Source organism: Delftia sp. UME58, from assembly GCF_014170385.1.
Lineage (GTDB): Bacteria > Pseudomonadota > Gammaproteobacteria > Burkholderiales > Burkholderiaceae_C > Comamonas > Comamonas acidovorans.
The window spans coordinates 179502-190762 of the sequence record NZ_LZZV01000096.1; the positions used below are offsets into that span (position 1 = coordinate 179502).

9 protein-coding genes are annotated in these 11261 nt (G+C 68.9%); 1 reads left to right on the plus strand and 8 read right to left on the minus strand.

All coding sequences use genetic code 11. The annotated features are described in order from the left end of the window. Positions 1–117: 117 nt before the first annotated feature. The 5 genes from A9976_RS23870 to A9976_RS23890 all read right to left on the minus strand — a co-directional run bounded on the left by A9976_RS23870 (position 118) and on the right by A9976_RS23890 (position 7308). The gene (locus tag A9976_RS23870) at positions 118–2292 is read right to left on the minus strand and encodes a TonB-dependent siderophore receptor (protein ID WP_183021049.1); all 2175 of its coding nucleotides are present in this window, start codon (positions 2290–2292) and stop codon (positions 118–120) included. A gap of 248 nt (positions 2293–2540) precedes the next feature. After that, positions 2541–3962 (minus strand): PLP-dependent aminotransferase family protein, encoded by a 1422-nt coding sequence (locus A9976_RS23875; RefSeq protein WP_183021050.1) that lies wholly within the window; start codon positions 3960–3962, stop codon positions 2541–2543. 32 nt (positions 3963–3994) lie between these two features. Next, complete coding sequence (locus A9976_RS23880) at positions 3995–4864, minus strand: hypothetical protein (RefSeq protein ID WP_012204374.1); 870 nt, start codon at positions 4862–4864, stop codon at positions 3995–3997. Positions 4865–4986: 122 nt separating this feature from the next. After that, a complete protein-coding gene (gene yegQ / locus A9976_RS23885; RefSeq protein ID WP_183021051.1) occupies positions 4987–6375 on the minus strand; it encodes a tRNA 5-hydroxyuridine modification protein YegQ in 1389 nt (462 codons plus the stop codon). Positions 6376–6396: 21 nt separating this feature from the next. Continuing rightward, on the minus strand, positions 6397–7308 hold the full coding sequence (locus A9976_RS23890; RefSeq protein ID WP_183021052.1) for a LysR family transcriptional regulator: 912 nt from the start codon (positions 7306–7308) through the stop codon (positions 6397–6399). Positions 7309–7452: 144 nt separating this feature from the next. Here A9976_RS23890 and A9976_RS23895 point away from each other — a divergent pair, with 144 nt between their 5' ends. Then, positions 7453–8223, plus strand: coding sequence for a sulfite exporter TauE/SafE family protein (locus A9976_RS23895; protein WP_183021064.1), 771 nt, complete (start codon positions 7453–7455; stop codon positions 8221–8223). A 10-nt stretch (positions 8224–8233) separates the two neighbouring features. On the opposite strand, the gene prfH is transcribed toward A9976_RS23895, so the two are convergent. The 3 genes from prfH to tolA all read right to left on the minus strand — a co-directional run. Then, on the minus strand, positions 8234–8833 hold the full coding sequence (gene prfH, locus A9976_RS23900; RefSeq protein WP_183021053.1) for a peptide chain release factor H: 600 nt from the start codon (positions 8831–8833) through the stop codon (positions 8234–8236). Continuing rightward, positions 8824–9978 carry an RNA ligase RtcB family protein gene (locus A9976_RS23905; protein WP_183021054.1) on the minus strand — a complete coding sequence of 385 codons (1155 nt, stop codon included), beginning with the start codon at positions 9976–9978 and terminating at the stop codon, positions 8824–8826. The genes prfH and A9976_RS23905 overlap by 10 nt, the downstream gene beginning before the upstream one ends. Before the next feature lie 399 nt (positions 9979–10377). Next, the coding region (gene tolA, locus A9976_RS23910) for a cell envelope integrity protein TolA (protein ID WP_183021055.1) at positions 10378–11261 on the minus strand (884 nt) is incomplete at its 5' end.

The window sequence follows — 11261 nt, forward strand, 5'->3', positions numbered from 1 at the left end:
CTTTGATCTGACCTTTCTTGGCGAATCAAGAAAGGGCAGTCGGCCGCCGGGCCGAGACCCGGCCTCAGAAAAATACCACCCGGCAGGGTCAAAAACAGACCCACGTAAACCAAAGCCTCAGAACGGCAACGTCCCCTGCACATACAACGTCCGAGGCATCCCCACATACTTGCCTCCGTTGTTATCCGTAGACCGCGTGTAGTACCTGCGATCGAACAGATTCTTGACCCCCACAGCCACCCGCAGATTGCCCAGAGACTTGCCAAAGTCATAGCCCGCACGCAGGCCCACGGTCGCGAATCCGGGAATATCGCCCAGCCGCCCTGCGGCATCTTCCTGCGTCACATACTGCGTGCCCGACCCCGGCGACCGCTGCTTCGATTGCGCGGCCAGGTCCGCATTCAGCGTCCACTGCCCCAGCGCATAGCGCGCCCACAGCTGGCCCGTGTGGCGCGAGTACAGCGGCAGGTCGCGCCCCGCGAAATCGCCGGCGCGCGAGACGGCCTCGGTGTAGGTATAGGACACACCCGCCGTCAGCCCCTTGAGCGCGGCATTCCACTGGCCCAGGTCGTAGCGCAGCGAGGACTCGATGCCGCGGTGGCGCGTGGCGCCCAGGTCGGTCCAGATGCCGTCCACGCCCACGCGGGTCAGCAGCAGTTCCTTGTCGAAGTCGATGTTGAATAGCGTCAGCTCGGCGTTCAGCGCCGGGCTGTTGTAGTGCGTGCCCACCTCATAGGTCTTGGCCGATTCGGGATGCAGGCCGCGCTCGGTCTGTGCCAGTTGCGCGTACTGCTGCGGTCCGAAGGACTTGCCCGCGTTGGCGAACAGCGACCACTGCGCATTCATGCGGTAGAGCACGGACAGCGTGGGCAGGAGCTCGCGTGCATCGGCCTTGGGGAACAGCTGGCTGGTGACGGTGCTGCCATCGGCGCCCAGGTTGCTGACGTTGTTGAAGGAGTTGATGCGTTCGTAGCGCACGCCGGGCGTGATGGTCCAGTTGCCGATGTCGATGCGGTCATCGATATAGAAGGCATGGGCCGTGGTGCCGCCCTGGCTGGTCTGGTAGGGCGTGATCGGCAGGGCCATGGCGTTGGCCATGGTGGCGGGGTTGTAGTAGGCCGTGCGCAGCGCGACCTCGGAACTGCTTTCCTTGAGGTAGCGGTAGCCCACGCTGACTTCCTGCACCACGGAGCCGGTCTCGAACAGGCGCGAGTAGCGCGGCTCGATGCCGAAATAGTGGTAGCTGCGCGGCGCGGCCGTCAGGCGGCGCTGGTTGGCGTTGTCCTGCTCGATGTAGCTGCCGCGGAACGAGTCCACGTAGTAGCCCAGCACCTCGAAGTTGTTGCGCCCGTCCTTGTGGTTGTACTTGAACGAGGCATCGGTGCGGCGGCCGTCGAAGCTGTCGTAGGAGCGCGTGGACTGGAACGGGTCGGCCGCGTACTGCGCCGTGGTCAGGCCGCCGGGCATGCGGCCCGAGCCCTCGAAGTGGTGCAGCGAGACGGCGATGTCGTCCCGGGCCGAGATGCGGTAGGCGCCCTTGAGCAGGATGTCGTCGATGTCGGTCTTGTCATTGCCTGCGCGCCAGCCGTCGCCATGCGTGCCCGAGTACAGCAGGGCCAGGCCCAGGCCGGATTCGTTGGTGCCGCCCACGAACAGGCTGGGCGTGGTCTTGGCATTGCCGCCGTGGCTGTAGATCTCGGTGCCCACCGAGGCCTCGGCCGCGAAGGTCTTGGGAATGGCGCGCGTGACGAAGTTGATGATGCCGCCCACGTTCTGGGGGCCGTAGCGCACCGAGCCCGCGCCGCGGATCACGTCCACCGACTCCAGGTTGCCCAGCGACACGGGCGCCAGCGACAGCTGGGGCTGGCCGTAGGGCGCGTAGGAGACGGGCACGCCGTCCATCAGCACATAGGAGCGCGGCGACAGGCGCGCCGTCAGGCCGCGCACGCCGATGTTCAGCGACACATCGCTGCCGCCCGTGCCGTTGCTGTCCTGCACCTGTACGCCGGGCACCAGGCGCAGCACGTCGCGCAGGCTGGTCGAGCCGCTTTCCTCGATGCGCGTGCGTTCGACGATGGTGCGTGCGCCCGCATGGTCCAGCACCTTTTCCTCGCTGGGGTTGTCCAGCCAGTTGCCCGTGACGGTGATGGCGGACAGGCCGGCCTCGGGGGCGGTGGCGCTTGCCGTTGCGGTGGGCGATTGCGCCTGTGCCCAAGCCTGCAGGGACAGCAGGGCCGTGGCGACGGCAGCGGCGCAGCGCGTGAGCGCGGCGCGGTGGTGGCGGGAAACCATGGAAAAACGTCCTTCTTGCGTCTGGAGTTGGGCAGCGCTGAAGGGTCGGTGGCAGGCTGCGGGACGCGTGGCGACGTGCGGGGCGGAGGGCAGAAGACAAAGACCGGTCAGCATGCGTTGCGGCCATGCCGGTTCGGGGTGTGAGTCTAAATGAGAATCATCCAGCTTGCACCAGGCTGACAGCGTGCACGCCGTGCTGCGTTGCCCCGGCGCTACAGCGCAGCAGGTGCTGCAGGCGCAGCGGGCGCTTACCCTGGCGTGTTGCAGGCCAGCTCGCCCAGCGTGGCCAGGGCCTGCGCGGTTTCGTCGCTCCAGTCGTGGCCGTAGTTCAGCCGCAGGCAATGGCCGAAGGCTTGCGAGGCCGAGAAGATCGGCCCCGGCGCCACGCTGATGCCGCGCGCCAGCGCCGCGCGGTGCAGGGTCAGCGCATCGCAGTGCGGCGGCAGTTGCACCCACATGAAATAGCCGCCCTCGGGCCGCGTGGCCCGCGTGCCTTGTGGAAAGTGGCGGGCAATGGCCGATGCCATGTGGTCCCGCTGCAGGGCCAGGCTCTGGCGCAGGCGGCGCAGGTGGCGGTCGGCGCCGCCGCCTTCCAGGTAGTCGGCCAGCGCCTGCTGGGTGGGCGCATTGGTGGCCAGCGTGGTGGTGAGTTTTTGCCGTGCCACGGCACGCGTGAAGCGCCCCGGCGCGGCCCAGCCCGTGCGCCATCCCGGCGCCAGCCATTTGGAGAACGAGCTGCAGTGCAGCACCCAGCCTTCGGTGTCGAAGGTCTTGGCGGGCGGCGGGCGGCGCTCGCCGAAGTACAGCTCGCCGTACACGTCGTCCTCGATCAGCGGCACGCGGTGGCGCGTGACCAGCTCCACCAGCGCGCGTTTGCGCGCCTCTGGCATGAGGCTGCCCAGCGGGTTCTGAAAGCAGGTCATCAGCCAGATGGCCTGGGGCCTGTGGCGCTGCAGTGCTGCCTCCAGCGCAGCAAGGTCCATGCCCTCGCCCGGATGGGTGGGCACCTCGATGGCCGACAGGCCCATGCGCTCCAGCGCCTGCAGCGCGCCATAGAAGCAGGGCGACTCGATGACCACGGCGCCACCGGGCCGCGTGACGGCGGCCAGGCTCAGGTTCAGCGCCTCCAGTGCGCCGTTGGTGATGACCAGGTCGGCCGGCGTCAGCGCCAGGCCGTCGGCCAGGTAGCGGCGCGCGATCTGGCGGCGCAGCGCCAGGCTGCCGGGCGTGAGGTCGTCGATGGCGCTGCGCGGGTCGGCCTCGCGCGCGGCATGCGCCAGGCACTGGCCCAGGCGGCGCAGCGGGAACAGGCCCGGCGAGGGAAAGGCCGAGCCCAGCGGGACCACTTCGCGGTCCATGGCCGACTCCAGTACCTCGAACACGCGCTCGCTGACATCGACCACGGCAAAGCTGTCGCCCTCGGGCGAAGACGGCTCGGTGGGCTCGGGCGGCGCACTGTGCGGGCGCTGGGCGACGAAGTAGCCCGAGCGCTCGCGCGCGCGCACCAGGCCGCGCGCCTCCAGCAGGTAGTAGGCCTGGAACACCGTGGAGGCGCTGACGCCGCGCCGCTCGCTGGTCTGGCGCACCGAGGGCAGCTTGTCACCGGCGCACAGCACGCCTGCGGTGATGGATGCCTCGATATCGTCGGCCAGCTCCTGGTAGCGCGTCATGGCGGCGTGCGTGCTTGGGTGCGGGCGCCGCTTCAGCCTTGCTCGGCCAGCAGTTCCTGCAGTGCCTTGATCTGCTGGCGCAGGCGCTCGTTCTCGGCTTCGAGTTCGTTCACGCGCTGCTGCAGCTCCTCGGGCGAGGCGGTCACGGCCGCGCCTTCGCCGTCGGCCGCTTCGGCTTCGGGCTTGGCGGCCTTGGGCTTTTTCTTGGCATCGCGCACGCGCTTGGCCGCCTGCTTGAGTTCGTCGGCGCCTGCGGCAGCCACGGCCTGCTGCTCGTCCACCGGCAGGCTGGCGACCACGGCGGCGGTGCTCAGCGAGATGTCGCCCGAGCGCACGGCGGCCACCACTTCGGGGGCGGCCTTTTGCTGGATGGTCTCGATCAGCTTGACCTGGCTGCTGGACAGGCGGGCCACGCGGGCCAGGGCCTCGCGCGTGTCCAGCGCCTCGTCGGGCACCTTGGCCACGCTGGCCAGGGCGGCGGCCACCACGGGGTCGGTCTCGCCCTCCCAGGGGGCTTCGCCCTCGGCCTGGGGCGCATCGGCCTTGGCGGCCATCACGGCGGCGGCGGCGGCCGAGCGGCGCGTGGCAATGATCTCGCGCTTGCGCAGCGCCAGCACGCCGCGCTGGAAGTCGGACACGCTGCGGCGGCCCAGGTGCTGGTCGATCATCCACAGGTGCACGTCGTCCATGTTCTTGAACTGCGTGGCCTGCACGGTGTTGAAGGGCAGGCCGTGCTTTTGGCAGATGGCGTAGCGGTTGTGGCCGTCGATGAGCAGGTCGTTCCAGAGCACGAGCGCGTCGCGGCAGCCTTCGGCCACGATGCTGCGCTCCAGCGCGTCGAGTTCATCGGGGGTCAGCGGGTCGATGTAGGCCTTGAGTTCTTCGTTGACGACGATGTCCATGGCAGTGCAGAAATGAGGAATGAAAGGAAGGGCGGCCGCTCCAGGCCATTGCAGCAATGGCCCTGGACAGCCGCCAGGAAAAAATCACGGGCAAGGAGGGCAGGGCGGCCTGCGCCCGGGCTTCAGAGCAGGCGCGAGATCAGCGCACCTTCGGCCGGTGCATCCAGCGGGATGCGCACGCGGATCGGGTTGCCCTGGGCGACCTGCACGGGTTCGCCGTCGAGGTTGAACATCTTCTCCAGCAGCACCTGGCGGTTGCCCTGCGGGTGGATGATCTCCAGCGTATCGCCCACCGAGAAGCGGTTCTTGGTCTCCACCTCGGCCATGCCGTCGGCATAGCTGCGCACCTCGCCCACGAAGTGGCTGCGCTGCAGCACCGAGTGGCCGGTCTCGTAGTTCTGGTAGTCCTGCGAGGGACGGCGCTCCAGCAGGCCGCCCGTGTAGCCACGGTTGGCCAGGCCTTCGAGCTCGGTGATCAGGTGCGGGTTGAAGGGGCGGCCGGCCACGGCATCGTCGATGGCGCGGCGGTAGACCTGGGCCGTGCGGGCCACGTAGTACAGGCTCTTGGTGCGGCCCTCGATCTTGAGCGAGTCCACGCCGATCTTCACCAGGCGCTCCACATGCTCCACGGCGCGCAGGTCCTTGGAGTTCATGATGTAGGTGCCGTGCTCGTCTTCCATGATGGGCATCAGCTCGCCGGGGCGGCCCTTTTCCTCCAGCAGGTAGACCTGCTCGGCCTTGGGGTGGCGCGCGCCGTCGCCGCAGGTGCTGGTGAACTGGCTGTCGGCCTCCTCGCGGGCCTTCTCGAAGCTGAAGTCCTGCTCCATGGTCTGGGCCAGGGCCTCGCCGGTATTGGGGTCCACGGCCGCGTCATGCGTCTTGTAGTCCCAGCGGCAGGCATTGGTGCAGGTGCCCTGGTTGGGATCGCGCCGGTTGAAGTAGCCCGACAGCAGGCAGCGGCCCGAGTAGGCGATGCACAGCGCGCCGTGCACGAAGACCTCGATCTCCATGTCCGGGCATTCCTGGCGGATCTTCTCGATCTCGTCCAGCGACAGCTCGCGCGACAGGATGATGCGCGAGACACCGGCCTTCTGCCAGAACTTCACCGTGGCCCAGTTGGTGGTGTTGGCCTGCACCGAGAGATGGACCTCGGTCTCGGGCCACTTTTCCTTGACCATCATGATCAGGCCGGGGTCGGCCATGATCAGCGCGTCGGGCTTGCACTCGATCACGGGCTCGATGTCGCGGATATAGGTGCGCACCTTGTCGTTGTGGGCGATCAGGTTGCTGGTGACGAAGAATTTCTTGCCCCGCGCATGCGCCTCGGAGATGCCCTGGGCGATCTGTTCGAGACGGAATTCGTTGTTGCGTGCGCGCAGGCTGTAGCGGGGTTGCCCGGCGTAGATGGCATCGGCGCCAAAGTCGTAGGCCGCACGCATCTTGTCGAGCGAGCCGGCCGGCAGCAGCAGTTCGGGGGCTTTGAGGGTCATGATCCCCGTATTGTCCTGCATCGCGCTTTCCAACACGGTTCGCTATGGCTCCGCGCGGCCCAGTCCCTTCAGGTGCGCCAGCAACTGCCTTGCATGGGCCGGCAACTGGTCTTCCGGGGCCGTGCACAGCAGCAGCTGGCGCCGGGCCCAGGCATCGCTCAAGGGCACGGCGCGGGCGCCGCTGGCCGGGGCCAGGCGCTGCGCGGCGGCGGCGGGCATGACGGCCACGCCCACGCCCTGGCCCACCAGCTGGCAGATGCTATCCAGGTGCTGCAGCTGGGCGCGCCAGCGCAACTGCCCTCCCGACGGCCCTTCCAGCAAGGCGGCCTGCTGGCGCACCAGCACCTGCAGGGCGGCATCGTGCGGCAGGCCCACCCAGTCTTCATCCAGCAGGTCCTGCAAGGCCAGCCGCTTGCGCCGGGCCAGGCGGTGGGCGCGCGGCAGCACGGCCACCAGCGGGTCGGGGCGCCAGGGCAGGGCCTGCAGGCCGCGGGTGTCCTGCGCATCGCTGGCCACGCCGATGTCGCACAGGCCCTGGCGCAGCCGGTCCAGCACCTCGGCGCTGCCGCATTCCTGCAGCTCCAGCGCCACGCGCGGATGGCCGCGCAGGAATCCGGCCACGGCCAGCGGCAGATGCTCGCCCACGGCCGAGGTGTTGCCGCAGACGCGCACATGCCCGGCCAGGCCTGCGCCGTACTCGGCCATGTCGCCGCGCAGCCGTTGCATCCGCGCCAGAACGTCACGCGCATGCTGGCCCAGCGTGTGGCCGGCCGCCGTGGGCCGCACGCCGCGCGCCTGGCGCGCGAGCAGGGCGCAGCCCAGCTGCGCCTCCATGCCGCGCACGCGCTCGCTGGCCGAGGCCAGCGTCATGTGCGCGCGCCCGGCTGCCGCCGTGAGCGTGCCGCAGTCGAGGATGTGGATGAACAGCTGCAGGTCGGTGAGGTCGAAACGCATGGACTATGGTGCTGAAGGATCAGGCCAGGCCTGAGCCTTGGTTTGAAGATTCCCGATTGTGATCCCTTTGATGGCGCGCGAGCATGGCGCCATGAGGTTCAGGAAAGGCCTGAGCCAGGTCAGTGAAAGTGCAGGGTGGCCGTGATGTGGGATGCGTGGTGGGTGCTGGCGGCGGCGGTGGCCGTGTTCGGGCTGGCCGGTGTCGTCAAGGGGGTGGTGGGCCTGGGCCTGCCCACGGTGTCCATGGCGCTGCTGGCGCTGTTCATGCCGGCCGGGCAGGCGGCGGCCTGGCTGCTGCTGCCATCCCTGGTGACCAATGTGGTGCAGATGCGGCCCCTGCCATCGCTGCGGCCGCTGCTGCGGCGCCTGGGCTGGATGCAGCTGGGCATTGTCGCGGGCACGGTGGGCGGCATGCTGTGGTGGGGCCCGGTGGGCGAGGCCGCCGTGGCGCGCATGGCGCTGGGCGTGGCCCTGGTTATTTATGCCCTGTGGGGCCTGTGGGGGCCGGGCCTGCAGTTGCCTAAGAGGCATCAGGCCTGGCTGGGTCTGTTGTGTGGTCTGTTGACGGGCGGGATCACGGCGCTGACCGGCGTGTTCGTGGTGCCGGCCGTGGCTTTTTTGCAATCGCTGGCGCTGGGCCGGCAGGCGCTGATGCAGGCCATGGGCCTGTGCTTCACGGTGTCCACGCTGGCGCTGGGCGCGGGCATGGCGCTGGCGCAGGGGCCGGGCCATGCCGCTTCGTCCTGGACGGGCTGGGGGGCCACGGCCCTGGTTTCCGCACTGATGCTGCTGCCCGCCCTGGCCGGCATGGCCTGGGGCGAGCGGCTGCGCCAGTCGCTGTCGCCCCAGGTTTTCAAGCGCGTGCTGATGCTGGGCCTGCTGGCCCTGGGCATCTACATGTGCGCCAGGGGCTAGCTCCGGGCGTTCAGGCGCGGAACACCTTCACGGGGCTGCCGCGCTCCACTTCCCAGTGCTGCTGGCTGCGCGTGCGCCGGGCCTGGCCCTCGCCCTGCGCGTTGAGGCGCGCCAGCTTCAGGGCCAGCAGCTCGCGCGCCAGCCGCTTGTTGGCGTGCTGGCTGCGCTCGCTCATGACCTTCACCGAGATGCCGCTGGGCACATGCAGGGCATGGACGGCGGAGTCCGTGGTGTTGACATGCTGGCCGCCCTTGCCCGAGGCCTTGCAGGCCTGGAAGACGATCTCGCCATCGGCCGGCAATTGCCGGGGCGGCTCGCACTTCTGCACGGCAACAAACCAGTTCCTGCGCGGGTGATGGGGGCGCAGGGGACTGTCGAAGACCCACTGGATGGTGCCCAGCCAGGCGCCCAGCGTGCCGTGAAGCAGGCCGGTGTCACCCTCGCAGCGCAGCAGCACGGACTTGTAGCCGGCCGCCGTGGGCGTTTCCTCCAGCACGTCCACGGCGATGCCGCGCGCAGCGCAGTCGCGCAGCAGCTCGCGCAGGGTCAGGCGCACGGCATGTTCGCACTCGGCGGGGCCGTGGGATGCGGTCAGCTGGATCAGCAGCATTGCATGGCTCCCTTCTTGTAGGTCAGCAGGGGGCGCAGCCGCGCCACCAGTTGCACCAGGCCGGCTGCCTGCAGGCTGGCGACCACGGAGTCCACGTCCTTGTAGGCCTGGGGGGCCTCCTCGTAGACCAGTTCGCGGTCGGCGCAGACCACGGCGCTGCCGAATTTTGTGCGCAGCAGCTCGTCCAGCGTGAAGCGCGGGCGCAGGCGGCCCATGCAATCGGTGCGCGCCCACTTGCGGCCAGCGCCGTGTGCCAGCGAGTGCAGTGCCTCGTCACGCCCGGCCACGGGCCGCACAAGGTAGCTGTAGTCGCCGCGCGAACCCGGAATCACCACCAGACCCTGGTCGGCCGGCGTGGCGCCCTTGCGGTGCAGGAAGCCGTCTTCTCCGCGCCAGTGGTGGGCGATCACGTGGTTGTGGGTGATGTCCAGCAGGGCCTGGCCGCGCGTGCGCAGGGCGCGCAGCAGGCGTGCCGCAATGCTGGCGCGGTTGAGCTGGGCGAAGGCGATGGCGGCCGCGTGCTGGCGCAGGTACTGCGTGGCGGCATCGCTGCTGGCGGCCAGGCCGTCGTGGCTGAATGCCTCCACATGGGCGCGCAGGATGGCGCCGCCCAGCCCGCGCGAGCCGCTGTGCACCATGAGGTGCACGCGTTTCCTGTCGAGCGCCTCGTCCTCGTACAGCGTGTCCACCACCTGCAGTTCGGCAAAGTGATTGCCGCCGCCAATGGTGCCCAGGCTGTCCTGCAGATACGCCAGGTCGGCCACGCCGCTGGCCTGGGCGATGTGCTCCAGCTGCTGCATGTCAACGGCGTCCAGCAGTTCCTGGGGCAGGGGGCCGTCGATGTTGCCCACTGCCTTTTCCAGCTTGGGGGCCGAGGTCTTGTGCGCCGCCAGCTCCGTGCTGTACAGCGACATGCCGCAGCCGATGTCGCCGCCGACCAGGGCCGGGTAGAAGCGGCCCACGGAAAAGAAGGCCGCCCCTACCGGGTAGCCCCGGCCCGGGTGCAGGTCCGGCAGGCCCACGGCGGCGCGCATGCCGGCCAGGTTGCGGGCCGTCGTTTGAAGTTGTTGGATGGCGGCGTCTTCAATCCAGACGCCGCGGTTGGCGAACACCTCAATGTAGGTGTCCGAAAGGGAATTGCCCATGAATGGCTTTCGATCGAGTGCTTGGGGCACATTCCGGCAGATGCGGAATGCGCAACGGGCAGTCGCCGCAAGCTCGATGGACAGGCATCAGGAAAAGCGCACGCGCAGCCGAAAGCCGGGCCTCTTGCGGGGCCGGGAATCAGGTCTGCAGCGTGGCCTGGAGGCGCTAGGGCTTCAAGCGTGCACGACTGCAAAGGGACGTGTCGAATGGGACATGGGTTCTCTCCTTTGCGATGGTGGACGGGTGCCGCGAATGCGGCCAAGACGGGGATGCTAGGGACAAGCGGCCGGTGCCGCAAGCGAAGTCGCAGGCGCGTGGCGGATTGCATACAACGCAAGATGGAAAAAGCCCCGCAGGCAGGTACCGGCGGGGCTTTTTGATGAAGGGCCCGTGCCCGTTCAGTCCTGCGGGCGGAATCCGATGACCAGGTCCGAAGGAACGCGGCCATCGATGTCGCGCGGCAGCGTCTCGGTCTTTTGCAGGGCGCGGATGACGGCATCGTCCCAGGCCTTGTTGCCGCTGGACTTGGCAATGGTGGCGCCGGTGATGGTGCCATCGGGCGCGGTGCGCACGCGCACCTCGGCCCGCGGGTTGCCGCTGATGGCGTCCGGGTAGACGATGTTGGGCTTGACGCGCGCAGCCACCTTGGCGCCGTAGCCGGCCGAGGGGCCTCCGGCCGAGCTGCCCGAGCCACCGCTCTTGCTGCCACCCGCGCCTTCGCCGGCCGAGCCGCCGCTGCCGGCCAGGCCCTGCATGCGGCGGATGTTCTCCAGGCGGCGTGCCTCGGCCTCCTTGGCCTCGCGGGCTTCCTTGGCAGCCTGTTCCTTCTTGCGCTTGTCCTCGGCGGCCTTCTTCTCGGCTTCGGCCTTGGCAGCCTTTTCGGCTTTTTCCTTGTCGGCCTTCTCGGCTTTCTCGCGCTCGGCCTTGTCCCTGGCAGCCTTTTCCCGGTCCGCCTTTTCCTTTTCGGCCTTGTCCTTCTTTTGCTGCTCCAGGCGGTCCTTGCGGTCCTGCTCGGCCTTGTCCTTTTTCTGCTGCTCGAGCTTGTCGCGGCGGTCCTTCTCGGCTTTTTCCGCCTTCTCGCGCTCGGCCTTGTCCCGGGCCGCCTTGTCGGCCTTTTCCTTGTCCAGGCGCTCCTGGCGTTCCTTCTCGCGCTGCTCACGGGCGGCCTGTTCGGCGCGCTCCTTCTTTTGCTGCTCGATCTTGCGCTTCTTCTCCAGCGCGATCTCGGCCTCGTGGTCGTCGTCCACGGCCTGCGGCTTGGGAGGTGGGGGCGGCGCAATCA